The 26,567-nt window shown below is 40.1% G+C and carries 15 protein-coding genes and 1 CRISPR repeat array; of the genes, 3 read left to right on the top strand and 12 right to left on the bottom strand.

All coding sequences use genetic code 11. The features are described from left to right. From J7338_RS00840 to J7338_RS00825, 4 genes are all read right to left on the bottom strand, one after another. Entirely contained in the window at positions 1-2,295 is a 2,295-nt protein-coding gene (locus J7338_RS00840) for a response regulator (protein ID WP_210794699.1), read from the bottom strand. Between the two features lie 9 nt (positions 2,296-2,304). Further along, positions 2,305-3,573 carry an ABC transporter substrate-binding protein gene (locus J7338_RS00835; RefSeq protein ID WP_210794697.1) on the bottom strand — a complete coding sequence of 423 codons (1,269 nt, stop codon included), beginning with the start codon at positions 3,571-3,573 and terminating at the stop codon, positions 2,305-2,307. Between the two features lie 98 nt (positions 3,574-3,671). Next, on the bottom strand, positions 3,672-4,592 hold the full coding sequence (locus tag J7338_RS00830) for a GGDEF domain-containing response regulator (protein WP_210794695.1): 921 nt from the start codon (positions 4,590-4,592) through the stop codon (positions 3,672-3,674). Next, positions 4,583-6,697 carry a GGDEF/EAL domain-containing response regulator gene (locus J7338_RS00825; RefSeq protein WP_210794693.1) on the bottom strand — a complete coding sequence of 705 codons (2,115 nt, stop codon included), beginning with the start codon at positions 6,695-6,697 and terminating at the stop codon, positions 4,583-4,585. Before J7338_RS00825 ends, J7338_RS00830 begins: the two co-directional genes overlap by 10 nt. A gap of 490 nt (positions 6,698-7,187) precedes the next feature. Between J7338_RS00825 and J7338_RS00820 the strand changes: the two genes are divergently transcribed. Beyond that, positions 7,188-7,745, top strand: a complete 558-nt coding sequence (locus tag J7338_RS00820; protein ID WP_210794691.1) for a TMEM165/GDT1 family protein — start codon at positions 7,188-7,190, stop codon at positions 7,743-7,745. Positions 7,746-7,758: 13 nt separating this feature from the next. Here the strand turns inward: J7338_RS00820 and J7338_RS00815 are convergent, their stop codons facing one another. The 3 genes from J7338_RS00815 to J7338_RS00805 all read right to left on the bottom strand — a co-directional run bounded on the left by J7338_RS00815 (position 7,759) and on the right by J7338_RS00805 (position 11,789). After that, positions 7,759-8,952 carry a PepSY-associated TM helix domain-containing protein gene (locus tag J7338_RS00815; RefSeq protein ID WP_210794689.1) on the bottom strand — a complete coding sequence of 398 codons (1,194 nt, stop codon included), beginning with the start codon at positions 8,950-8,952 and terminating at the stop codon, positions 7,759-7,761. 17 nt (positions 8,953-8,969) lie between these two features. Next, positions 8,970-11,126 carry a TonB-dependent siderophore receptor gene (locus tag J7338_RS00810; RefSeq protein WP_210794687.1) on the bottom strand — a complete coding sequence of 719 codons (2,157 nt, stop codon included), beginning with the start codon at positions 11,124-11,126 and terminating at the stop codon, positions 8,970-8,972. Positions 11,127-11,225: 99 nt separating this feature from the next. After that, positions 11,226-11,789: an isochorismatase family protein gene (locus J7338_RS00805; RefSeq protein WP_210794685.1), complete on the bottom strand. Its 564-nt coding sequence runs from the start codon at positions 11,787-11,789 to the stop codon at positions 11,226-11,228. A gap of 216 nt (positions 11,790-12,005) precedes the next feature. Between J7338_RS00805 and J7338_RS00800 the strand changes: the two genes are divergently transcribed. Then, positions 12,006-16,454 (top strand): EAL domain-containing protein, encoded by a 4,449-nt coding sequence (locus tag J7338_RS00800; RefSeq protein ID WP_228732884.1) that lies wholly within the window; start codon positions 12,006-12,008, stop codon positions 16,452-16,454. Here the strand turns inward: J7338_RS00800 and J7338_RS00795 are convergent, their stop codons facing one another. Then, the gene (locus J7338_RS00795) at positions 16,455-19,232 is read right to left on the bottom strand and encodes an ATP-binding protein (RefSeq protein WP_210794681.1); all 2,778 of its coding nucleotides are present in this window, start codon (positions 19,230-19,232) and stop codon (positions 16,455-16,457) included. It abuts the gene before it with no gap. Between the two features lie 76 nt (positions 19,233-19,308). Continuing rightward, positions 19,309-20,196, bottom strand: a complete 888-nt coding sequence (locus J7338_RS00790) for a cation diffusion facilitator family transporter (RefSeq protein WP_210794679.1) — start codon at positions 20,194-20,196, stop codon at positions 19,309-19,311. Positions 20,197-20,414: 218 nt separating this feature from the next. Here J7338_RS00790 and J7338_RS00785 point away from each other — a divergent pair, with 218 nt between their 5' ends. Further along, entirely contained in the window at positions 20,415-21,857 is a 1,443-nt protein-coding gene (locus J7338_RS00785) for a sensor domain-containing diguanylate cyclase (RefSeq protein ID WP_275074574.1), read from the top strand. A gap of 344 nt (positions 21,858-22,201) precedes the next feature. Beyond that, positions 22,202-24,402: direct repeats of the CRISPR family, unit length 32 nt; unit sequence GTTTCAATCCACGCGCCTGCGTGAGGCGCGAC. A 180-nt stretch (positions 24,403-24,582) separates the two neighbouring features. On the opposite strand, the gene cas2 is transcribed toward J7338_RS00785, so the two are convergent. From cas2 to cas4, 3 genes are read right to left on the bottom strand one after another with little or no spacing between them, the layout of a single operon-like run. Next, positions 24,583-24,876 carry a CRISPR-associated endonuclease Cas2 gene (cas2, locus tag J7338_RS00780; protein WP_210794677.1) on the bottom strand — a complete coding sequence of 98 codons (294 nt, stop codon included), beginning with the start codon at positions 24,874-24,876 and terminating at the stop codon, positions 24,583-24,585. 36 nt (positions 24,877-24,912) lie between these two features. Beyond that, positions 24,913-25,944 (bottom strand): type I-C CRISPR-associated endonuclease Cas1c, encoded by a 1,032-nt coding sequence (cas1c, locus tag J7338_RS00775; RefSeq protein WP_210794674.1) that lies wholly within the window; start codon positions 25,942-25,944, stop codon positions 24,913-24,915. Further along, the gene (cas4, locus tag J7338_RS00770; protein ID WP_169018861.1) at positions 25,941-26,564 is read right to left on the bottom strand and encodes a CRISPR-associated protein Cas4; all 624 of its coding nucleotides are present in this window, start codon (positions 26,562-26,564) and stop codon (positions 25,941-25,943) included. The genes cas1c and cas4 overlap by 4 nt, the downstream gene beginning before the upstream one ends. Between the last annotated feature and the right edge of the window lie 3 nt (positions 26,565-26,567).

Genomic DNA, 26,567 nt, shown 5'->3' with positions numbered 1-26,567 from the left:
TTAGCCCTTTGTTACTAATGCTAAGTTAGGTGAATTACACCACTTTAAGAGTACTGCCCTTAAACACTCATAATTTATTGGTTTGGTGATAAAATCATCCATGCCGGATTCAAAACAACGTTGCTTATCACTTCCTAATACATTTGCAGTTAAAGCAATTATTGGTGTTGTTAAATAAGCTGGCATCGTTCTAATTTTAACTGTTGCTTGAGGCCCATCAAGAACTGGCATTTGCATATCCATCAAAATAATATCAAACGCACACATTTCGCACTGTGCAATCGCCTGCTTACCATCACCAGCTACATTGATACAAGTGATATTAAACTCTTTCAAAAGCGCTTCAATAACAATTTGGTTAACCTCATTATCCTCAACAACTAATACATTTAAGTGAGATAGATCAATCTCTTTCGGTGCTGATAATTTAGTATTTTCATATTGTCGACTCGCCTGTTTATCACTCCTTTGAGTCTTTAATTCAAAATAGAAGAGCGAGCCTTTACCAAGCTCACTTTCTACCTTTAAAGGCGCATCCATAAGCGCTAATAACTTACTGGTAATCGCTAAACCAAGCCCAGTTCCACCGAATCGGCGTGTAATCGAGGTATCGGCCTGTGAAAAAGCTTCAAAGAGTGTCTCAATATGCGCGTGTGATATACCTATACCGGTGTCCGACACACCAAACGACAATATAAGCTCATTATTCGCCTCTTTCTGAATATTTACACTTAATGCAACACTGCCTCGTTCGGTGAATTTAATGGCATTACCTAACAAATTTATAAGTACTTGCTTTATACGTGTTTCATCTCCTGCAAAAATAATATTCTCTTCGTCCGTCGGCGATGAAACAAAAAACTGCACCTGTTTCGCATTTGCTTGCTCATTAAATAGCAGCTTTAACTCTTCTAGCATTTTATGTAAATTGATTGATTGGTTTTCAAGCTCGACTTTTGCGGCATCAATCTTACTCAAATCGAGGATATCATTAATGATAACTAGCAGGCTGGCCCCTGAAGACTGAATAATCTCCAACATTCTCGCTTGCTTATTTGTCAAAGAGGTATTGCCAAGCTGTCGCGCCATACCTAAAATTCCATTCATAGGAGTGCGGATCTCATGGCTCATATTCGCCAAAAATTCAGATTTGACCTTAGAAGTATGCTCGGCCGTCTTTTTTGCAGAAATAAAGTCTTTACTTAATCCCCTAAAACGATTTGCAGCACCCGCTAACACACCTATTTCATCTTTGCGTGTTAAATCGTGAATGGGCGCCGATAGGTCACCATTAAGAAAGCTTTGAAAACTTTTGGTTAATAGTTTAATAGCATGTGCTATATGAAAGTGAAAAAATAACGCTAGTCCAATGATATACAAGATAGCGCCTACTCCGAGTAGCTGTAAAATATGCTCGGTTTTTGAAATACTTACTGAGCCTGTTTCCTTTATTATATTTAGACGCAATAAAGATTGCTCTCTAAGGGCATCTGCTAATGCACTAAACTCAATGGCATCACCCGCCATAACAACATTAACTAAGCTTAAGTAGTTACGATTTGCTTGGACACTTTTAGTAAAAGCTCGCTGGTAATCTACAGCTAACTTAACTGTTGGGTTTAGTGACATGTTTTGCTGTTTTTGCAAAGCGACTGAAAAATCAAATTCAGTGTTTAAAATATTTTTCAGCGCCTTAGTGACTTGTTGACGCTTAGAGTAGTCCTTTTTAGTTAAAAAAAGCTGCGCATTGTGATGTAATGTGTGCCATATATTTATATTCTGCGTAATTAGCAACTTATCTTTAAAATCTGCATTGAGTTGCAGTAAGCCTGTTAAATGGGCAACAGCGCCTGAATAAATACGTGGCAGCTCTGTATCTATCAATGCTGTTTTTATATTATAGCGCTTTTTTAGCACGTTTAAATTATCGCCATACCTAAGCACAAGTTCAGACATGGCATCGATATAAATTTTATCGTCAACTTCACTATTTTTTTTCTCAATTGCTTTTAAACGCTGGTCAATACTTTGGTAGTTCTGTTCAATCTTAGCAAATACCGCATCACTTCCTGATGCGCCATAGACCGAAATATCACGTTGCATTTCAACAATATCTTTGTTTATTCGTAAAATACCAATAGCATGATTACTAATATCCGTAATATTATTTACCGATGTATCAATTGCTTCTAAGCGTTTGTCCATGACTATGTAACTGATACTGAGTGTAATTACCACCAGTGCTAACGCTAATGTCATTTTCGCTGCAATAGAACGCGATATTAAATGTACCAAACGATGTCCTTAAGCATTAAGTAATTCATACCATTTATCTAAACTATAATCGTAATTTTGCATTACCGTATTCCACACAGCTATATTTGAAAAACGTTTAATATAACTGCCGCCATCTCGAGTCTGACCTGCTTGTACAGAAATTTTACCATCCGTACCAATCAGCTCAGTGGTTGCTTCTTTTCCTTCGTACCAATAATCCCATTCAGGCTTAGACATTAACGGCTGGCTACGCTGTGGGTTAGATATATAGTAACCTTGACGAGCGATAAAGGCGCCAGGATAACCAGATAGCCACCAATTCATATAGTCATAAGCCGCGTCTTTTACATGCCCCGTGGTATTAGCAGATAAACACATAACACCATGCCAAGCACGATATCCTTCCTTCGGGGATGCATTGACAACAGGAATACCTTGGCCTCGACAGGCACTCACACCCGGTGAAAACATACTTTGAATATTAACGCGCTTGGTCTTCATAAAATCCACTGACTGCGGTACTGATGTCCAAAAACCTGAAAAGTGGCCTTGTCTTTTTTTCGACAATAAAATTGCAAACAATTTATCTAGTTCGTCAATGCTCATGTTGCCAATATCGTTAAATGTCATCAAACCTTGGCCCTGAGCTGCAAGCGCAGCATCAAATATGCCTATTGTTGGTGCATTAACTAGGGCCACTTTTCCTTTATTTTTATCATCCAATAACCAAGACCAAGACTCAGTTTTATAGGCTTGCCCCTTTTCGATGTAATCTGTGTTATAGCCAAATGAGTCAACATTATGGACATATGGCATAAAACTTATTTTTTTTGTAGGTGTACTTGCTAATGAGCCATCATTTTGAACAAATAAAATTTTGTTTGGTGCATCACCTGCACCTAGTTTGGCCAAGGGAGCTATTTTGCCTGTTTTAGTAAGGTCATTTATTTCATTCCAGTAGACAAGCCTATCGACGTCTATTGGCTGAATAGCACCAGCCTGCCATAGGATATTGATTGAATCTGACCACTGTTCATAAAGGTCAAAAGAAGTTGGATCCGCAGCCGCTTTTTGCAAAACGGCTGCACTACCCATAGGTATAAACTGTAAATTTATACCAAGCTCTCGCATAGCTCGCTGCCGAAGCTCTTCTTGCAGTGTAACGTGAGTGCCCATGACGCGCAAAGTTGTCACTTTTTTTGCAAATACATAAGGCGCTTTGAATGCGATTGTTGATACAGCGGCTCCTGCCCCCACTGTACGCAGGAAGTGTCTACGCTCAGGTGAATAACTCATTATTATTTATCCAATATCAATGTCCCTTAGACAAAAAGTATAGACTAAACAATTTAAAAAAAAGCAAATTAAATTTTATACTTCGTTTAGAGGCTAAATTAAAAAACCTGTAATTTATAGCAATTACGGCCATCTCGCTTGGCGCAATATAGTCCTTCGTCAGCCAATGAGATCAACTCGTTAAGACCCATTATATTCTGTTTATCATACGTTACTCCGCCAATACTCACGGTCACTTGCCCAGTGGACGATTGACTATGCTCAATATTTGATTTATTAAGCTGTAAAATTATTTGCTTGCATACGTGGGTCATCCCTTCAAGGTCGGTATAAGGTAGAACAATCAGAAACTCCTCACCTCCAAATCGAATCGCTACATCATGCGGTCTTTTTATAGTATCAGCAAACACGTTGGCAATTTGTTTTAAACAAATATCACCTTGAAGGTGGCCATAATGGTCGTTATAAAGTTTAAAATGATCAATATCGATCATTAACACACTAAACGGCTTTTTTTCACGCTCTGATTGTTTCAGCGCATTGCCGACTTCTTCCTCCAGATAATGCCGATTGTATAGTCCTGTAAGAGAATCTTTATAAGTCAACTCCATCAACACTTCCAAACGCAGCTTGTTCTCTACGTGGTTTTTAGTTCGATGTATAAGCGTTGAGACCGTCACAGGTTTACTAATAAAATCTGTGGCGCCAGCTTCCCAACAGGCGTTTTGAGAATCAGTATCATAGCTTGCAGTAATAAATACGATAGGAACATGCTCAAAAGCTATATTCTGTTTTAGCTCTGTACATATTTCTAAGCCACTTACACCAGGTAAATTTACATCCAATAAAATGAGGTCTGGGATATTGGACTTACAATAATCCAATACTTGCGAGCCCATCGATAACGTTTCGACTTCAAAATAGTCTTCCATGATCGTCTGTAGTGAAACGCGAATTATTTCATCATCATCAACAATTAATATTTTACATTGCGTTAATGGCTTAAGAGCTAAATGCATATATTTCCTTTATTTTTGGCTTGAGTAAACACGTCCATAATATCTACAAAGGGCATTGGTTTACCAAGTAAGTACCCCTGACCAATCGCACAGCCTAGCGATCCTAGCTTATCTCTTTGTTGGCTTGTTTCAATACCTTCAGCTACAATCTGTAGGCTTAAAGAATTGGCTAAATCAATAATTGCAGTAACAATGTCAAGTGATTGAGAGTCACTAATCATATCCCGTACAAAAGACTGATCTATCTTTAGCACATCAAGGGGAAATAGCCTTAAATAGGACAGGCTAGAATACCCCGTACCAAAATCATCTAACGCCAGGCTGACTCCCATATCAGCGATCGCCTGTAATTGCTTTATCGTTTGTTCAAAATTATCAATCAGTGCTGATTCGGTTACTTCCAGCTCTAAGTAACGACTTGGTAACTTGGTTTTTTCTAATATTGATGCAACCGTATCAACCAGCGATACACCAGTAAATTGTTTAGCTGAAATATTAACAGCGACTTTTTTTGGATACCCTGCATCAAGCCACTTTTTAGCATCAACACAGCTTTGTTCCAAAACTTGTTCACCTAAACGATAAATTAGCCCTGAGTCTTCAGCATATTCAATAAAATTAAGTGGCGATATAAATTCTCCATTGTCATCTTTTAACCTTACTAAGCCCTCAGCGCCAATAACGTCATTAGTTACTAAGTCATACTTTGGCTGATAAAGCACCACTAGATCATTATTATCTAGCGCGTTGCGTAAGCAATTACCCACTTTTAAACGCTTAGTCATTTCAACTTGGAGATCATTACTAAAATAATAATAGCTATTAGCGCCTTCTTGTTTTGCTTTATACATGGCTGAATCTGCATGACGGAGCATTTCCTCGACACTTGATGCATCATCAGGATACACACTTATCCCCAAGCTTGCTGAAAGAACATGTTGCTCATTAGCTAATCTAAAAGGTCTAGCGATGACGTCTAGCACTTGACTAATAAGCGGCTCAAGAGCAAATGTGTCCTTTTCATAGGGAACAACTAGTGCAAATTCATCGCCGCCAACTCTTGCAACAGTAATATCATTACATGCAAACTTATCAAGGCTATGACCTATGTGGGCAATTATTTCATCACCAATATGGTGTCCTAAAGCATCATTTATGTATTTAAATTTATCTAAGTCAAGAAGCATTAGGCTCACTTTAGTATTATTAAATGAGGCTCTAGCTATTCCTTGAGTTAACCTATCATGCAGCAATACGCGATTGGGTAATGCCGTTAGTTGGTCGTGATGAGACAAATAAGTCATTTGAACTGACATAGCAAGGACTTCGCTAACATCTTGAAAAACCATTACTGCGCCACGCTTATTGCTATCTTTATCTAATATTGGCGCCGCACTATCTTCTACTCGGTGCAGCATACCTTGCCGACTAACTAACTGTGTGTTTATAGCCATAGCAACCGGTCTCATTTCCTTTAAAGCTACTGACAAAGGATTGATAGACAGTTTTTTAGTTGAAGCATCTCTGAGTACCATAACGTCTTCAATATGCCGTCCTCTTGCTGCGGTTTGTGACCAACCAGTTAGGCGTTGCGCTACGGGGTTTAGATATGTGATACACGCATGCTCATCAGTAGAAATAACCCCATCAGCTATAGAGTCTAACGTGATCCGTAAGTGCTCTTTTTCAGCAGCCAAAGCTACTTTAGTGCGCTGAATGGTTTTTTCTTGTAGTCGAATTTTTGCATGATTTTCAACTCTCATTCGACATAAAGTTAAATTTAAAGGCTTAGATATGAAATCAATGGCTCCCATGGAAAGTGCCTGTTTCTCTATTTCAGGGTCACTATGAGAAGTGATGATCAGAATGCGTAAATCACTAAGATGAGGTCTTTTTTGAATTTCAAGTAATAGGTCAAATCCGCTAACATTGGGCATTTCTAGATCGAGTAAAAGTATATCGGGTATACACTCCTCAATAAGAGCGAGGGCATCCTCACTTTTATTACATGTACAAATAACCCCAACATCATCCAGAACATGCTCTAGTTGCAAGGTATTGATCTCTTCATCATCTATAACGAGAATTTTACAAAGCTCTGCCATCTAAACAGTCTCAATAATCTGATTTGCCATATAATTAAAGATAGCCCTAATTTCAATGAAAAGCGATATAACCCAGTTTTAATATATATGTTGAATTATCATCCACATAAGTGGAAACAACTCAAATCACTATATAGTCCTAAAGAGCATTGGAAAAAATAAGCCTGTAGGATAAAGGTTGCTTCTTACACTTCTACAAATATGAGCTAGTCGAATTCAATTACAGAGTTCAGCCACACCACAAAACCTGTTGTTGTACCTTTACTCTAAAAAAAAATTGTGGCAAAGTGCGCACTTCTCGGGGGAGTAGCCTGCTTGATGCCTTTTAACTTAAAGCGCAGCAAGTAAACTTATCAACATAATTGCACCTCATGTGCATGGTAAGTTTGTAATGTAGCAAGCATTATCGGCAAGACCTGGGTAAACACTATCCTCATGGCGGGAGATAGGCGTTTACCTTGGTTTAATATTCCCGCCTTATAGAAGTAAAATGGATACATTTATCACATCAACCGTCACCGTTGCTTTAGCTGAAATAGGCGATAAAACGCAACTTTTATCCCTGCTGTTAGCTGCCCGCTTTGCCAATAAACCCGCACTTATTTTAGGTATTTTAGTCGCTACTATTATCAATCATGGTTTATCTGCATGGTTGGGCGATTATTTAGCGGGAAGCTTTACCTCTTCGTACCTGCCTTGGATTGTGAACGGCTGTTTTATTGCCGTTGGCTTATGGCTACTGATCCCAGATAAAGATGAAGAAGTAAGCAATAAGTACGATCAATACGGGGCTTTTTTAGTTGCCTTGGTGCTGTTTTTCATTGCCGAAATTGGCGATAAAACCCAAATAGCAACAGTATTGCTTGGCGCTCAGTATCAATCAGTGTTGTGGGTAACCATAGGAACCACTGTAGGTATGTTACTTGCCAATGTGCCAGTTATTTATGCTGGCAATGCCTTGCTAAAACGTATTCCAATGGCAAAAGTAAGAATGCTTGCTGCAATAGTGTTTGTTGCTTTGGGTTGTTACGGCCTAGTTACTAGCTAACTTTATCTGCACGTTACAGCACCGGCGAATATAATTTTGCTGGTGCTTGGCGTACACTAAATGTTTGCGTTGTGAGGATCAGCGAACAACATACTAATAAAACACTTACTGCACCCATGATACCAAACCATTGCAATAATGAAGGCTGCTTACGCTTTACTCTCAGCCAATTCATATACAAACCAGCCATACATATACAGGTCATTAAAAAACCAAATACAGCCCAAATTAACTTCGTGCCAAGCCCTGCAAAGTTACCAAAATGCAAAGGATCGGCGGTATCTTTGATGCGTGCGATAACAGGTAAATCTACGGCTTTTTGAATTGCCAGTACATCTGCTGAAGCTGGATCTAAATACACTTTATTAGCTCGTAAGCGTACTAAAACGTCATCATTATCGCCCTGTACCACAACAGGTTTATTTGCTTTGCTTGGGTATTGTATAGCGCGAATGTGTAAACTTGGAAACGCTGATTGCGCCGCGTTTACCATGGCACTTATCGCTGGCGGATGCGCGACGTCAGTTTGTAGATCCGTAACCTCTGCGGGGGGGTTTATATAATGGTCAATTTTGGCTGTTTGTAGGGTGTGTTCAACTAAGTACCACACGCCAGTAATGGCCATGACCACAATAAACCAGTAACTCCAAAGCCCCAGTAATTTATGCCAATCAGCCCAGCTGCTACGATTGGTTGTTTGTAATTGCCGTGGCTTTTTTAAAAAATGTCGCCACCACTGGCGATAAACAATCGGACTAGTAACCACTAAAATAACCAAGAGAATGGCTAAACTCGTAACGATCAACTTACCTGTCCAACCCATCGATAGGTTCATGTGCCAGTTACGTAAAAAGCGCGATACTCGCCCCCACTGGCCTTCGCCAAGCCATTGCCCCGTTGCACCATCAACATACACAAACAAAAACTGTTGCTGCCACTTAAGCGACACTTCGGTTGCTAAGTAAGGTTGCTGATGGCGCAGTATGCTAATGATTTGGCTGCCAGGATAACGCTGGGCAAGTGTATTCTCAATTGCAGCAAAGTCAGTATTAGGGGAATGCGAGAGGGCACGGAATTTACTATCACTAAGATATTCAATTTCGTGGCTCAAGGTTGCCAACGTGCCAGATAAACACGTTATCAATAACAAGCTGCCAACCAAGAGCCCTGCCCAAGCATGTAAGTTAAACCACTGCTTTGCTTTCATAGTGCGAAATTGTCAGTTTAGAATGTGTACTTAGCCGACAAATAGACGCGGCGTGGTTCGCCCGGGAAATGCCCTGTACGGGTGATAAAGCCACTTGATGCATATTCTTTATCAAACACGTTTTTCACTGATAGCTGCCAAACCCATTGCTGGTATTCGGTTTTCCATGCCATGTTATAAACAGTGTAGGGCTGCACTTTATAACCATCGAGACTCACTTGTTCATCCACATAATCAAGACCTGCCGCAATTGATGAATGCAACTGTGGTAACTCATAACGCGTCCACAACCCTGCGGTATTTTGTGGCGCATTGGCAAATTTATCGCTGCCTTTTGCTTGCGCGGAAAACTTTTCGCTTTGCTCAACAATACGCGTGTCGTTGTATGCGTAACTTGCAGTGATCACTAATCGCTCAGTGACATCGCCAACAATCTCAAGTTCAAAGCCTCGGCTGTCAACTTCGCCTAATGCTTCCATTTGATCAACGCCAGTGTCTGATAACTCAGTGCTGGCTTGTAAAATATTGTTTCGGATAATACGGTACGTTGCCATGTTCACTGCCAACGAGTCATCAAGTAACTTAGTACGTAAACCAAGTTCACGAATATTGCTATGCTCTGGTTTAAATGGCCCACCTACATCTTGGTTTTGATTACGGGCTGATTGTGGCATAAAGCCTGTGCCATAAAGTGCGTAAGGAAAGAAGGTATCGTTTAAGTTATAACTTGTGCCGATACGATACGTCACATCGCTGTCTGAAAACTCGGTGTTATTAAGTACATTGATGTCTTCAAAGCGGTCATAACGTAGGCCAACCGTAACATTCCATTTATCGGTAACATCTACTTGATCTTGTGCATACAAACCAATACGTGTTGACTCAGTACTTGATAAACGCGGTGTTACGTTTGCTAAATCATAATCATCTTTTGAAGTCAGTCCATACACAGGATTTAATATTGAGATCCCTGGAACTGGGCCGCCTTTGCTGGTTTGTACAGCTGTTCTATATGCTGATTCAAACTCATGCTTATACCAATCTACCCCCACCAGCATCACATGTTGCATAGCGGCAAGCTCAGTGTCAGCAATTAAATTGGCAGTAAAACTAAGCCCGGTATTTTCGCGTTGTTGATCACGAAATTCGCGCTCGCTCCAATCCAGTACCCCATCGCCGTCAGTATCACTTAGTCCACGCGGCTCATGATAGTTTTGATTAGCATCGTTACTAAAATAACGCGCAGTGATATCACTGCGAAATACCTCATTAAATTGGTGCTGAAAACTTGCTTGAAACACGTCAGCAATAACGGTTTGATAATCCGTTGCTTCATTATGATTCCAGCTAATGTCGGCAATGAAGTTACCATTTTTATCCACTGGCACGCCACGTAATCTAGCGCCGCCTAAATCTTGATCAACATGGGTATATTGCAATACCAAATTAGTATCGTTACTAAAATCAAAACGATAGCCTAAATCAATAATGGTATTATCTTCGCTGGTATTTTCACGAAACGGTTTATCTGAATCTTTATAAACACCAACACGGTAGGCTTGGGTCTGTGCGTCATTGGCACTGCCCGTTGATTCGACTGCGGCACTAAAAAAATCATCATTACCCAGTTCAACTGCAACGGTTGTTTTACTATCATAGCTGGGCTTTTTGGTCATATAATTAATGATCCCGCCAGGGTTACCACTGCCGTACACTGCGCCACTAGGGCCTTTTAAAACAGCCACTTGCTCAATATTAAACAACTGTGGTACTGCAAAACCACTAAATGGGTCACCTTTTACACCATCGTATAAAATTTCATCTTGGCGAAAACCACGAAACGTAACACCTGAGTAACTAAAGCCATTTACACCCGCGATATTGCTGTACAGATCAGTTACTTGACGTGCAGCCTGATCGTTAATTAATGCTTGCGGAATAACCTGAATTGACTGTGGAATTTTCTCTAGCGGCGTATCGGTACGAGTACCAAACGTTGATTCTGTTGGGCGATACAGTGAAAACGCTCGTCCAACGACTGAAATGGTTTCTATGTCGTTTTTCGCAACAGTAGACTCATCAGTTGCAGATCCTGCTACCGTTGTTTGCGCAGCAACGATAACAGGCGTCATGGTAATAGAACTTAGGGCTAATGCTATTAAAGAAGGTTTCATTGATATTTATACAGCAATCAAAATAATTTACGGCATGATAATAAAAACCACTATCATTTACAATGCTGAAGTGAAATTATTCTCTTCTTGTTGCCACGCTTATTTAACAATCTTTAAAATCTCTTTAAATACAGGTGTTGCAGCCACTTCGGCCCATTGAAAAATGACACTTTCAGCGCAGCTGATCACAGCACCTGCTTGTCTTAACTGAGCGATGGCTAAATCGCGGTGCAGATCATTACGCGAACTAACCGCATCCATGACTAAAAACACCTGATAACCTTGCGTCAGTAAATCTAAACAAGTTTGTAATACACATACATGCGCTTCCATACCAACCACAATGATCTGCGGGCGTTTATAGCTGGCAATAAGCTCTAAAAAACCAGCCTCTTTACACGCGCTAAAGTGGGTTTTATCAACGTATTCAGCCTGCCCAATCTGAGCTTTTAATTGCTGATCAGTTTCGCCAAGCCCTTGTTTATATTGTTCGGTGACTAAGATAGGAATATGCAACAATTGCGCGGCTTTTACTAATTGCACTGTGACCTGTTTTACTTGTTCGTAACGAGGCATCGCCGCACTTAATTTGTCTTGAATATCGACAACTAACAGCAGACTTTGCATGGTGTGAGCATTAAATGAATGAGGCAATGTAAACATCCTGTGATCTAAACATAACTAACATCATAATATAAAGGTAAATCTTATTTTAATTCAACTGTAAATTGCTATGCTATATTTACTAATGGCTAACAGCTACTTTATCTCAGGGGAGCAGTATCTTAAGTGCGATTGAGTAATTTTTTTTTCATCTTATTTAGTTTTTTATGCACTTTTTTTAGTGTTAATAACAGTGCTCAAAGCTATGCTCAGCAATTGCAACGCTTATCTACTAGTGAAGGGTTATCACAAGGCCACGTTACTAGCACACTACAAGATAAACTAGGGTTTATTTGGATCGGCACACAGCAAGGTCTAAATCGGTTTGATGGCTATGAGGTAAAAATATTCTCTGGTGAATACACTCTGGATCAACTCTCAATTATTGTATTGTTCGAAACACACAACGGCGATATTTTTGTATCGACTGAGTATTCTGGTGCATTTATTATTGATCCTGTGACACTCAAAGTCAGCAAAATTTATTCAGGTAAATTAAACGCTGAAGATAAACACTTTTCTCCTATTTTTGCCATCGTCGAACATCAGCAGCTGTTTTATTACGCTATTAACGAACATGTGTATACTTTTGACCCGCAAAAAAATACTTTAACTCATGAATTTTCAATCAATAAAGATGACAATGTCGTACGGGCACTTACCATCTACAATGATTTTTTGTATATCGCCACCACCGATGGTTTGTACTCAAAATCATTAATTGATGAACACATTACTAAAATACCTTTGATTGCAAAAGACAAGCTCAATCCCGATAACAACAATATCAAATTTTTATCAATCGACTCGCAGCTTGGCTTACTGGTTGGCACGGTCGAAGGCTTTTATTCGATCGCATTTAATAACCATAGTTTATTAGACTTCAACAACGTAAAAACGCTATTCGCGGAGCATAATATTTGGGACTATGTTAATACCCCATATGGTGAATTTATAGTCACTGAGGATGGTCTTTATCAATACCATCGCCACACTGATCACAATGAGTTTCTATTACGGTTTGATCAAAGTAAGTTTCATATGACCGACAACACTATTTTAGATGTGATGGTTGATAAAACAGGGCTTATGTGGCTTGCCTCGCGCTCACAAGGCGTGTTTACTTGGTCAACTTTAGCAAGACGTTTTGGTAATATTCAAATCACCAGCAGTGATAAATTGCACAGTAATGTGATCTTTGCTGTTTATCAAGACAATAACACCGTTTGGCTGGGCACCGATGATGGTCTTGCCAAAATGCGCCAAGATGGGACAACCGAAAAAACCTACTTAGCCAGCGATGACAGCAAAGCGTTTTATGGCCAATTTGCTGTGTATGGCATTGCCTCGGCACACTTAAATGAGCCAGATCGTTATTTGTGGTTACTACTGTATGATGGCCTTGCTTTATTTGATAAAAAAACAGAGCAAAAAATTGCCCTACCAATACAAGGAAATACACACGCTATTCTCAACAGTGGCCCAACTTACGGCTATCACCAAATTACGACTGATACTTTTGCATTTTTTACCGATAGTGATTATTTCCTTTATGATGGAAGCAGTGGGCAGACTAACGCCATTAAAGGCCTCAAAGAGCAATTAGATCCCATTAATGCACATGCGTTTTTAAAACCGTTACCCAATAAACCCGCTGACTACGTGATCAGTGTATCTGGCGCGTTATATCGTTATAATGAGCCAAGCCAAAAACTCACCTTGATCTACGAAGTTGAAAATTATAATCCGATAAATTATGTCACTATTGATGATTGGGTCATCGATTATAACAATACCCTGTGGCTTGCCTCTTCTCAAGAAGGTTTGATTGGTCTTGACGCCGACAGCTACGAAGTAAAACACCGTATTAACCTTAGCAATGGTATAAAAACGAAAACAATTACCGCCTTGCAAATAGACCAATTTGGCTTTTTATGGATCAGTAGTAAAAATGGCCTTTATCGACTCGATTTAAGTTCAATGCAATTGAATACATATACCGTTAAAGATGGCTTAACTGTGAATGAATTTAATATCGACTCACAAACACAATTAAACGATGGTCGCTTAGCTTTTGGTAGTACACGCGGCGTGCTAACGCTCGCCCCGCAAGACTTTTTATCTGTCCCTAACGACCGCCACAGCACTGTGACTGAAATCACCGATATATCGTTACTTTCCCGCGCACTCAATTATCATCCATTACAATATGCTAACCAACGCTTACACCTGACTGATGAAGACGTGGGCTTAGAAGTTAGCTTTTCCAACTTTGATTTTCAAAATATTGATAGTACACGCTATAAGGTGTCATTAACGGGTCCCAGTACATTAAGTTATGACAAGCTAAACAATAATAAAGTCTTTTTCACTAAGCTCCCAGCTGGCGATTATCAACTGACAATCGCGGCATATAACTTAAATGACTTAGTCCTCGGTGATAAAAAAACGCTTAACTTTACTGTCGCCTATGCCCCATGGCGCTCACCGCTTGCAATAAGCCTTTATTTAGTAATTACGTTTTTGGTGCTATTTATAATTTTTTGGCAATACCGTTCCCGGCAGCGCATTATTAAGCACAGCCACGATGAAATACTGCATTCACAACAACAAACAGAGCTGGCTTTAAACAGTAGTAAAAGCGGTGTATGGGAAGTTGATATTGCCGCACACTGGATAAAACAACTACGCTTAAAGCATGAATTAGGCTATAAAACTTTGCCAAAAAATTTCGATTTTGACGATTTTTACGCATTAATACACCCTGATGATAAGCGTAAAATGCGTCATGATTGGCATATATTCATCACTCAAAAAAATGCTCAGCAATGGCAAGCCACTTATCGACTTCAACATGCCAATGGTAATTGGCTCTGGTATCACGACATAGGGAAAGTAATAGAAACGAATGAACAAGGCTATCCGAGCAAATTAGCCGGTATTTATACCAATATTACAGAGCAGCGTGCCACAGCACAGCAAGCAGCGATATTAGGTGAAGCCTTTAGTCAAATAAACGACTGGCTACTTATTTTAGACAGTCAACTCACTCCATTTTCTGTTAATAATAGCTTTGCAGAGGCATTCTCAATTCAAATAACCCCAGCAAAGCTTGAACTAAAACGGTTTTTAGCAGCCCTTGGGAAAAAACAATATGTCGATTTCATCAGTATTCTAAAATCATTGCAACCCAAACAAAACTGGCGAGGAGACGCTTATATAAAAACCAATATAAATCCGTCGCATCCTATTCATATTAGTATTACCGCAGTGGCAAAAGACGGTAATGTAGTGAGTTATTATGTGGTGGTTATTTCTGATTTAACTGAGCAAAAACGCGCTGAAAATGAACTACGTTATCTGGCCAATTATGATCCATTAACTAAGTTACCAAATCGGTCATTAATGTACCAAAAGATATCACGTGCGATAAAAGATGCCGATACACATGCGAGTCTGGTTGCTTTGCTGTTTATAGATTTAGATAAATTCAAGCCAGTGAATGACTCGTTTGGTCATGCGGTTGGCGATCAGCTGTTATGTGATATTACCTTTCGCATGAATAGTATGCTTGATAAAGATGCCATTGTAGGGCGTCAAAGTGGTGACGAGTTTTTATTATTAATTAAAAACTTAGAATCACCACAAAATTTAAGTAACTTAGTATGTAAGCTCACCTCAGAGCTTGCTAAACGGGTGGTGATCAACGATTTTTCAATTAATATCTCGGCCAGTATAGGAGTTGCACTCTACCCATTTGATGCCGACACCCCCGATGAGCTTATTCGTAATGCCGACATAGCGATGATGCATGCTAAACAATCAGGCCGCAACGGCTTTAAGTTTTTCACTGAACAAATGAATAACCAAATCACCCACAAGCTATTGCTCGAAAATGCCTTAAAAGATGCCTACAAGGACGATTTATTTTTTAATAATTACCAGCCAATTGTGAATAATAAAAGCAAAAAAATAAACGGTGTAGAGCTCTTGATGCGCTGGCAACACCAAGCTGAATTGATATCCCCAGCAGTGTTTATTCCTATTGCTGAAGAAACAGGTTTAATCGATGTACTCACCGAGCAAGCGTTGACCCGTGCACTTGAAGATCTCGCACCATTATTTAAAACTAACCCACGATTTTACTTATCGTTAAATCTATCACCGGTGCATATTTTAAAATCTAATTTAACCGAACGCTTATTACTTATTTTAAATCAGCACCATATAAAACCCGTACAATTACGCTTAGAGATCACTGAAAACACCTTGCTTGATGACAAAAACAAAGCGACTAAGCAGCTGCAAACGCTCAGAAACGCAGGTTTTAAATTATTACTGGATGATTTTGGTACTGGGTATTCGTCTTTAACATATTTAAGTCAATTTCCAATTGATGTGATTAAAATAGATCAAAGCTTTGTGCGTAATATCGGCCAAGATAGTAATAATGAATCGATCATCAAAACAATCCACACCTTAGCTGAAAACCTAAATCTCTACTGCATTGCTGAAGGCGTAGAAACAATTGAGCAAATACACTTTTTAAATCGCATCGGCTGTGATGACCTACAAGGCTATTATTTTGCAAAACCAACAACTGCCGACATACTCATTAGCGATGCGTATATCCAAGCAGTGCAAGAGAAGTTGCAAACTACATAGCTAACTCAATGTATCAGCCCATTTTTTAAGGCATTGAAAAAGTTGGCCGCGATCCACAGGTTTGGCTATAAAATCATCCATCCCAACTTCTAAACAACGTTTTTGATCGTCTTCAAAAGCATTAGCGGTAATGGCAATAATAACCACAGAGCCAAATTGAGCACTGTTGTTACGGATCTCAGTTGTGCACTGGTAACCATCCATAATAGGCATTTGGCAATCCATTAAAATAATATCGGCCATATTGTGTTGTAAACACGCCAATGCTTTTTCACCATCGTTAGCAACCTCTAAGGTGCAATGGGTATCACTAAGCATTTTTGAAATAACGATTTGATTGATTAGATTATCTTCAACCAGTAATAGTTTCAGCCCAGTTAAATCGGGGAGGCTTTGCTGTATGTCTACTTGATGGCTAAATTGCGTCACTTCAACAGGAATGATGATCGTAAAACAACTGCCTTTGCCAACTTCACTGTGTAATTTAAGCTTGCCCCCCATTAACTGAACTATTCGCTTACAAATAGCCAAGCCTAACCCTGTGCCACCATATTGCCGCGTAGTTGAAATATCCGCTTGAGTAAACTCATGAAACAACGATGATTGCTGCTGCTCAGAAATACCAATGCCAGTGTCGGTGATCGCCACAGACAAATGATTATCAGCATAATCAATGTTCATTGTTATACTGCCTGTTTGTGTAAATTTCCCCGCATTACTCAGCAAGTTATTGACAATTTGGCTTAACCTTAGTGAATCTAACTGCACCACATCAGGTACTGACGAAGCAATATTTAATGTAAATTCAACGCCTGGCTGTACACCTGTATTTGTAAATACCTGCGCTAACTGGGTAAGCAGTTTTCGTACATTAACGATATGAATATCTAGTTTGACTGCCCCCGCCTCAATTTTAGAAAAGTCTAAAATATCGTTTAGAATCAATAATAGATTTTTTGCGCTTTGCTGGATCATCTGTAACTGTTCACGGTGTTCCAGCTTCACGTCATCAGTATTAAGTAAAATATCAGTTAGCCCCATAATACCGTTAAGCGGGGTGCGAATTTCATGACTCATGTTCGCTAAAAATTGTGATTTAGCTTTACTAGCCTGATTAGCAACTGCCACAGCTTTAACCAATTCATCTGTTTTTTCATTGACTTGATACTCTAACTTCACATTAAACTGTTTTAAATGCAGATTCAGTGCTGCATTTTCTGTATTCACTTGCTCTAGATCTTTAAAGTTGCTGGTCAATTTAAATGCTAAAGTTGCAAATTGCTGCTGTAAACTCAGTATTTCCAGCCACGCATTGTTTTGCGTCTGTAACTCACTGATATCAGCATTAGGATCAAACGCATCGATTTGTTCAGTAAGCTCTTCTATAGGCCTCACCAACCATCGGCTCAACTGGGTGATAAAAATACTGATCAAAATAATCACCATAAGAGTGAGTAATAGTGATTGCCCCCATGCACTAGCCGCCACAAGGTTTGCGTATTTCCGTTTTAATAAGCTTGCTACATACCAACCTTGTTGTTGTGATAAATATATTTTTACATAATATTGTTCACCATCAATGTCGGTAGTCATTATGGACTGTTGATCACCTTGTAACTGGGTAAATTTATCTTCAGTGAGCTGAGTTAATACCGAGTAATGGGTAGGTAAAGTGCTAAACACCACGTGTTTTTTGGCATCAAGAATTATCAATTCGCCATCATTATCAAATATGGTTGGCCTAAATTGCAAAAATGAGCCCAACACTAATGAGCCTTCAACCACTCCCTGAAAACGCCCGTTAACATGCACAGGTGCAGAAACACCCACAATAGGCTCATTACCAAACCCTCGGCCCCTAAAAACATTAGAAATATACCCTGTGGGCGAGTCTTTACCTATCGTAAAGTAATCCCGATCGGCAACCGATAAATTACTGCCTGTTAATTTTTTTTGTAAACTTAGCGGGTTGAATACCTGCGCTATTGCGTTTTCATCCGTGACCATTGATGTAAGAAAATTTGGGTAAAGTGCCATTAACTGATTCAATGCTAGCTGTTTACCAACCCCCTGCTCGATGGCTTTTGCAGTTAATACGATGCCACGACGATAGTCATTTAAATACAGGTCAATTTTTTCAGCAATATCTTCAGATTTTTCAGAAAGCTGCGCCTTCACTTCGTATTCGATACGCGCGTAATGATTGTTGGTAAGTACAATAGTGGTTAATAGCACCACTAAAATAATAAGAATACTTACAATGTAATTAAGAATTTTATACAGAGAATTCGGTCGCTTTTGCCATACCTGCTGGATAAAGAAAAAGCTTAGTAAATCAATAACACATAAAATAATGGCGGCATTTAATAAGTACTTAACTAAGGCGGTCACGATAGCAAGTGAGGGTAACTCAATGACAAAATAACCAATAAGGCCCAGCAGTGGAATACCAATTAACAACCAATAAATAATACCACGAATAAACAGCAGCCGCGCGGCTTTAAAACTAAAGTAATACAGCCAAAGTACTTCACCAACAAACACGATCGATGGCCAACAATGTCCCCAACGATAAAAAATAAAAGCACCGCTGATAGTGCACGCAACTAACGCGTAGCGTAAGCCAAATAGTAACAAACAAATTAAAACAAAAAGCTGACCAAATAAAAATTCAGAGCTGTCCAAAAACCAAAACGGCAGTAAATTAACAAAGCCAGCCAACACGCCCAAAAGTATGGAGCAGCTAAATGCAAAATATCGATGCTGAGAAAACGGCAATGTTCGCTTCCGAATAAAATAGGCTATATCTAAAAGTAAAAGAAAAAACGCGTTTTGCCAAGTTAACTAATTGTATTTAATGCTGACATCCATGGCTTTCGATTTGCAATACACAATTACCAACATTAAATTGCCTCGCTAGTAATTGCTCAACTTTAAGTCGGCATGCTTCATCATGTTTCTCGTTAGTACAATGGTGTTTAAGTACCACATGTGCTCCTACCACTAACTCCTTATCGCGGCGCATAACCGTAACATTATGCACATTTTCTACATGCTCAACTTGCCCTATAGCACTTTCAATATCAGCCACATCGGGTAGCTTTGCTTTATTTAAACGCAGACCTTTAACGCACCCAACAATCACTTTTGCGCCAGTAAACATAACAAATAACGCAATCAACATGCTGGATAAAATATCAATAACACTCCAACCAGTTAGATAAATAAGTATACCGGCGACAAACGTAGACACGGTTGAAATCAAATCAAAAAATGAATGTAAAAATACCGCATAAACATTAAAGCTGGCTTTTCTACCTTTATATAATACCCAGGCTGCGGCACCATGAAATAAAAATCCAGTGGCGGCAATAACCGACATTAAATAACTATTAACGGCGGGGCCTTGTCCTTCATGGTGATGCATAAAACGCTCGCCGCCTTCGTATAAAATCACCAGACTGATCGCCAAATACAAACAACCATTGATCAAACCACCAGTTAACTCTGCTTTTTGATAACCATCGTTGTAATTTTTAGCTAAATGAATCGCTAAGCTCGATGCGATCAAGGCAATAAATAAAGAACTATTATGAACAAATAAATGCCCCGCATCGGCTAATACGGCAAGAGAGTTTGCATAATAGGCACCAATAACTTGAATAACCATAAATGCGCTTGTGATGGCTAATGCAATTAATAATCTACGTCGTGATGCTTGGTGAGTTGTAATATCGGTCATGAAAGGCGGTTTTACCTGTGCTTTAGTGTGCTAAAAGTCATCATTCTAAGAAACGTTTAAAAGAGTAATGATATACAGTATCAATTGTAATACTTCCATCAGCCAAACGCACTAAAAACTTAATATTGAGTTAATTTATCTATAAAACGGCCAATTAAAGTACCATTTTCTTCAAACTGAATGTAAACTTAACATGTTAACAAACCGTTGGAATTCCAGTGAAACAGTATTCTGTAGACGAAATTTGGCAATCTTTACAAGCATTACCACTTGCAATGATACTGTTTGATCAACAAACAGATACGCTGCACGCCAACCCATCAAGTCAGCAGTTACTTAAATTAATGCCAGCAATAAGTCCAGTGGAAAAAGCATTTCAACACTTATCGATTCAACAAATAGAAAACCACACGATTGTTGATTATCACACATTTTTAACTCCCCAAAATAACACAGAACACACCTATAATATTGCCACAAAACACACAACCCTGCGTGTTACAGTCACCTATAGTTTAATTGGCCCACAGTTAATAATGCTGGCGCTTGAACCGCACTCATCGTTTGCTGTGCAAGCTGATTTTGACGAAGTAATAGCAAAAATATCAACACAACTTATTGATATACAAATAGACAACCTCGATCAACAGATCGAAAGCGCTTTAAAAACCATAGGTACTTTTTGTGATGCCGACCGAAGCTATTTATTTCAATTTAGCGACGACGGCAAAGCCATGAGCAACACTCATGAATGGGTTAATACGCAGATCAAACCATTTAAAGAAAAGCTGCAAGATATTCAACAAGACCTATTACCGTATTTTTTTATCACCATGAACGAAAAACACGTTTTTAAGGTATCGGACGTTAATTTGCTCCCCCCAGCTGCAGCAGCTGAAAAAGCTGAATTTGAATCAGAAGAGATCAAATCGGTTTTATGTATTGGACTACGCTCTGAAAACACCTTATTTGGCTTTATTGGCTGTGATTGCGTAACACATATACGCCACTGGACCGACACCGATCTTATGCGGATCAAACTGGTAGGTGAAATTATAACCAACGCACTCAAAAATGTTTTTTATAAACAACGCCTAGAGCAAGCTCAACAACAACTACTATTAGCCAACCAAGAACTGCAATCACAAGCAAATCTCGACAGCCTAACAAATATCGCTAATCGTCGCTGTTTTGATCAAACCTTACTCAATGAAATTCAACGCGCAACACGCTCACATCAACCATTGAGTTTAATCATGTGTGATATTGATTATTTTAAACTTTATAACGACAATCATGGCCACCCGCAAGGCGATGAGGCACTCAAACAAGTTGCCCATGCACTGCATAACTTATGTAAACGACAAGGTGATTTAGCAGCCCGCTACGGCGGAGAAGAATTTGCAATTGTGTTACCCAGCATTAATAAAACCCACTGTTTAAAATTTGCCAAATTACTGCAACTGCAAATAGGCCAACTAAATATCCTGCACCCTAACTCAAACATAGCCGACCACCTCACCCTCAGTATCGGGTGTTACAGCTGTAAACCAACTAAACACACCACCGCCGATATGATGATCCTCGCCGCCGACAGCGCACTTTACGTGGCAAAGAAATCAGGCCGCAATCAAATTAAGGTCTTTGATGAAGAGCACTAGAGCCATGTATTCGTAGCTGCGAGTTTACCTCGCGACAGATCAAAGCGAACTTAATTTCAAATAAACCTCGCTGTTAACAATCCATCCATGGAGCTTGGTTACAGAAGTCATTGCCTAAATGTATTTAGGTACTTAGATTTTGTCGGAAACAAAAATCTGCCATGACCTCACTTCTTCGCACTGCACTCTTTACTGGATATGTCGTTTACTTTAGGCGTCCTACCCTTCGCCATAAAGGCCTGCTTCGCAGTTCAAAAATATTCCCGACATTTTTGTCGGTCACTCATCAGCTAAGCTGCCTGTGCGACAGTGAACTCATCTTCCTCTTCGGTGATAGTTACTTTGTTTCAATCCACGCGCCTGCGTGAGGCGCGACTAGATAAAAATTAGGAAAGGGTTTGCTCACTGCTGGTTTCAATCCACGCGCCTGCGTGAGGCGCGACAGCTCAAACATTGCCAACCCCACTTATTTTTTCTGTTTCAATCCACGCGCCTGCGTGAGGCGCGACTAGTTCACTAGGAGCGCTTTTATATATGCTGCTTGTTTCAATCCACGCGCCTGCGTGAGGCGCGACAACTGTATTTTTAAATTTTAAATATGTTGATTTGTTTCAATCCACGCGCCTGCGTGAGGCGCGACTGACGTACCAACAATTGATCGCAAAATCCCCATAGTTTCAATCCACGCGCCTGCGTGAGGCGCGACACCCACGACCAGCTCTTCTTATTTGGATCTAAAGTTTCAATCCACGCGCCTGCGTGAGGCGCGACTTGTCAAAACTGGTGACTAAAATGCCGCGAGCGGGGTTTCAATCCACGCGCCTGCGTGAGGCGCGACGCAAATCAACTATTGTCTAAACTTGACATTCAAGTTTCAATCCACGCGCCTGCGTGAGGCGCGACCTGTTTGCTCTCATACCTGCAATTAGTTTATTCCGTTTCAATCCACGCGCCTGCGTGAGGCGCGACTTTATGCGAGTCTGCAAAATCCGGTGTAAGTGATGTTTCAATCCACGCGCCTGCGTGAGGCGCGACTTATCTTTTTGCAGGGCAAGGTATAGACCCGCTAGTTTCAATCCACGCGCCTGCGTGAGGCGCGACAGCCAAATTAAGTAAATAAGAGGATATCGCACATGTTTCAATCCACGCGCCTGCGTGAGGCGCGACATTTATACCACTTAAGTTATTGGAGCGCATTAAGAGTTTCAATCCACGCGCCTGCGTGAGGCGCGACAACACTGCAATTTACTGCAACACTGACATCATGGTTTCAATCCACGCGCCTGCGTGAGGCGCGACGAATCTCAGGGAAGTAACGATTAACAATATACTGTTTCAATCCACGCGCCTGCGTGAGGCGCGACGTTGAAACTGTTAACGACAAGCCGATTGGCTTTGTTTCAATCCACGCGCCTGCGTGAGGCGCGACGAATGTAAATGGCGTTGTAGAGCTGTCATTTTCAGTTTCAATCCACGCGCCTGCGTGAGGCGCGACGTTTAAAAAAATTGCTAATACCGATGACTCTCCGGTTTCAATCCACGCGCCTGCGTGAGGCGCGACCACTACTTATAATGACTATTAATTTAATCCCAGAGTTTCAATCCACGCGCCTGCGTGAGGCGCGACATTAAATAGATGTACTATAATAAAGTACTAGTTTGTTTCAATCCACGCGCCTGCGTGAGGCGCGACTCATCCCAACTACGATGTATAAAAGTAAACGTGGTTTCAATCCACGCGCCTGCGTGAGGCGCGACGTAAGAGTCTTTCTTTTTTGATGTACGGATTTTAGTTTCAATCCACGCGCCTGCGTGAGGCGCGACTTGATCATTCGTGGCTTGCGTGCCTGCCCTAGTTGTTTCAATCCACGCGCCTGCGTGAGGCGCGACACATTGGATGAATTAACGCCATTACCTTTACAAGTTTCAATCCACGCGCCTGCGTGAGGCGCGACATTGCATAGTGAATTAACCACCAAGCGATTCATGTTTCAATCCACGCGCCTGCGTGAGGCGCGACATTTCAAAAGAATCAATACGACCAATATAACCAGTTTCAATCCACGCGCCTGCGTGAGGCGCGACCACCTAAGTTAAAACACATTTGAGTATCAGGAGCAGTTTCAATCCACGCGCCTGCGTGAGGCGCGACAGAAATGAGCGAAAAGTTAAAAACAACTAAAGCGTTTCAATCCACGCGCCTGCGTGAGGCGCGACGAACTTAAGCGATGCCGATGAAACAGCACTAAAGTTTCAATCCACGCGCCTGCGTGAGGCGCGACGTTGTAGATTTTGTAGGTAAAAACGTCACATCTTGTTTCAATCCACGCGCCTGCGTGAGGCGCGACACAACGGTATCAATACCGATGCCTGTAAAAATGGTTTCAATCCACGCGCCTGCGTGAGGCGCGACGATTAACATGACTAAAATAATAGATTGTATCGATGTTTCAATCCACGCGCCTGCGTGAGGCGCGACTTGCGGTATCGGGTAATTGGTCGCCAAAATATAAGTTTCAATCCACGCGCCTGCGTGAGGCGCGACTGCCTTAAATAAAAGGCATGGCTAGCCTAGCATAATTTATAATATGCCGCTAACCACATAGATAACATCATAATAAAATAATCATTACAGTGTTACTCGTAATAAATTCCTTGTTTTTAAAGAGCTTAAAAAATCGCTAAGACCCCTGTATTTTGATGAGAACAAAGGGGTAGCGCGAGTTTATAAAATTAATGTGTCTCTAAAAATATCTATGGCGACTTTTGCACCATAATGCTCAACTTTACTTTGCCAATTTTTACCTAATTTATAAAACCTTAGGCTATCAACATCAGGATCGTATATTGAAAGTAGCTTTTCTTTAAACATAAGCCATTGTGTTGAGTCAACCTCACATTCAAAAACAGAATATTGAACTCGCATACCATAATCTAAGCACACTTTTGCCAAATTACGTAGTCGTCTCTGCCCTCCTTCATTTTCAAAAGAAACATCATAAGTTACTAATATCATCATTGTACTATTTCCTTATAAATGAATTTATTTGAGTGATTATTTTTGTACATAATAAGCAGGGTACTTAGCCAAATCACCACGAATATGACGGGCAAGCAGCATTGCTTGTACGTGTGGTAAGAGCCCAACTTGTATTTTTTCGCCTAAAAAAGGGTGTGTTATTTCTTCTTGTTTTTTTGCTTGATAAGCCTGAAAAACCAATCGCCTAGCATCATCTTTTAGGGTAAAACCGCCTACTGCATCTTGAGTAAAATCTTTGCTATTAAGTTGCTTATTGTTGAATAATTTAATGGTTATACTATCGACAATGCTCGCTCTAAATTCTTCGAGTAAATCTAATGCTAAACTGTTGCGTCCAGATCGTTCTTTATGTAAAAAGCCAATTTGTGGATCAAGGCCAACACCTTGCAAAGCGCCACTTATTTCCTGCCCTAAGACTGAGTACAGTAGTGAAAGTACGGCATTAACAGGATCTTTGGGGGGACGACGGCTGCGGTTTTTAAATAACATATTATCTTTGTTTGGCTTTATCAGTTCGCCAAATATTGCAAAATAATGCGATGCGGCTTCGCCTTCTAACCCTAAAACCGTTTGGTATTCATTTATATAGGGTAACTGAGCAACGATTTGTTTAAGGCGATCTATTGTTTTGGTTAATTGAACTGAGTCACCATGATTTCGCCTATGGCGCATTAATAATACACGAGATGAGCGAATTTTAGCTCCTACACAGATTTTAGCAATATCAAGTGCTTGTTCATTTTGAACACTAAATTGTTGGCGTCTAAGTAATACGTTCCCCGTTTGCTTGCCGACTACATTGGCTAAAAACTTTCCATACATATCAAAAAAAGCTAAGTGTGTGCCACTTTCACCACAAAACCCAAGTAGTTGCGGCGATACCATAATATTACCAAAGCAAAATATACTACCGATAGAATGAATTGGTATTTGCAATAGTTTTTCTTTTTTGCCTTCGATACGTTGCTCTATTAACAAGGTATCCCTTTGTTTATGAAGGTAGGCACCCTCTTTTGTGATGTATAAACAATTTTGTAATTTTTTCATTCATCATCCATGTTAAATAAACGCGTAATATAACGCGATGAGCTGTCTTTAATTATGAGCTCAGGTTGGCAGATTTCATTTAAAGAACATGCTTTGCAATGCTTGCCAAATATTGGGGGTGGCGTTTTAGCACTATAAAACATGCTTTGAATATCGGAGATCAGTGTTTTGGTTTGCAAACGTAATGCTTCATCAATATCTACAGTAAGACGTTTGCGTGTTTGCCAATACCATAATGCCCCCTGATTAACATCTACACCTAGCATTTCTTCTATGCATAAAGCTTGCGCGCACAATTGCACTTTATCAACATTATTGGCTTTGGGTTTACCACGTTTATATTCCACAGGCATAAATTGATTAATTGACGCTTGATATTCTAATAAATCAAGCTTACCGGTTAACCCTAATTGCGGGGCATTAACTGTCACCCCTCTTTCAAAACGTACTCCTTTACGTGTTTCAGGCCCACCGTGATCTACTCTCTCGTGTAATTGGCGACCATGCGCCGTTAAAAAGTTTTCTTGCCATACTTGCTCTAAATGGATCAGCGCACATTGGCGCTGACAAAATAAATAGTGTTGTAAGGCTGAGATAGAAATTAAGCGGGCCTCATGCATAAT

The sequence above is a fragment of the Pseudoalteromonas ostreae genome (assembly GCF_018069805.1).
GTDB classification, from domain to species: Bacteria; Pseudomonadota; Gammaproteobacteria; order Enterobacterales; family Alteromonadaceae; genus Pseudoalteromonas; species Pseudoalteromonas ostreae.
The sequence above is the reverse complement of the archived record's forward strand: the minus strand, read 5'-3'. Positions and strand labels throughout refer to the sequence as shown.

Excerpts from the sequence above, each read along its gene's own strand:
- J7338_RS00835 (WP_210794697.1), bottom strand. The coding sequence starts at position 3,573 with ATGAGTTATTCACCTGAGCGTAGACACTTCCTGCGTACAGTGGGGGCA.
- J7338_RS00830 (WP_210794695.1), bottom strand. The coding sequence starts at position 4,592 with ATGCATTTAGCTCTTAAGCCATTAACGCAATGTAAAATATTAATTGTT.
- J7338_RS00825 (WP_210794693.1), bottom strand. The coding sequence starts at position 6,697 with ATGGCAGAGCTTTGTAAAATTCTCGTTATAGATGATGAAGAGATCAAT.
- J7338_RS00820 (WP_210794691.1), top strand. The coding sequence starts at position 7,188 with ATGGATACATTTATCACATCAACCGTCACCGTTGCTTTAGCTGAAATA.
- J7338_RS00815 (WP_210794689.1), bottom strand. The coding sequence starts at position 8,952 with ATGAAAGCAAAGCAGTGGTTTAACTTACATGCTTGGGCAGGGCTCTTG.
- J7338_RS00810 (WP_210794687.1), bottom strand. The coding sequence starts at position 11,126 with ATGAAACCTTCTTTAATAGCATTAGCCCTAAGTTCTATTACCATGACG.
- J7338_RS00805 (WP_210794685.1), bottom strand. The coding sequence starts at position 11,789 with ATGTTTACATTGCCTCATTCATTTAATGCTCACACCATGCAAAGTCTG.
- J7338_RS00790 (WP_210794679.1), bottom strand. The coding sequence starts at position 20,196 with ATGACCGATATTACAACTCACCAAGCATCACGACGTAGATTATTAATT.
- cas2 (WP_210794677.1), bottom strand. The coding sequence starts at position 24,876 with ATGATGATATTAGTAACTTATGATGTTTCTTTTGAAAATGAAGGAGGG.
- cas1c (WP_210794674.1), bottom strand. The coding sequence starts at position 25,944 with ATGAAAAAATTACAAAATTGTTTATACATCACAAAAGAGGGTGCCTAC.
- cas4 (WP_169018861.1), bottom strand. The coding sequence starts at position 26,564 with ATGCATGAGGCCCGCTTAATTTCTATCTCAGCCTTACAACACTATTTA.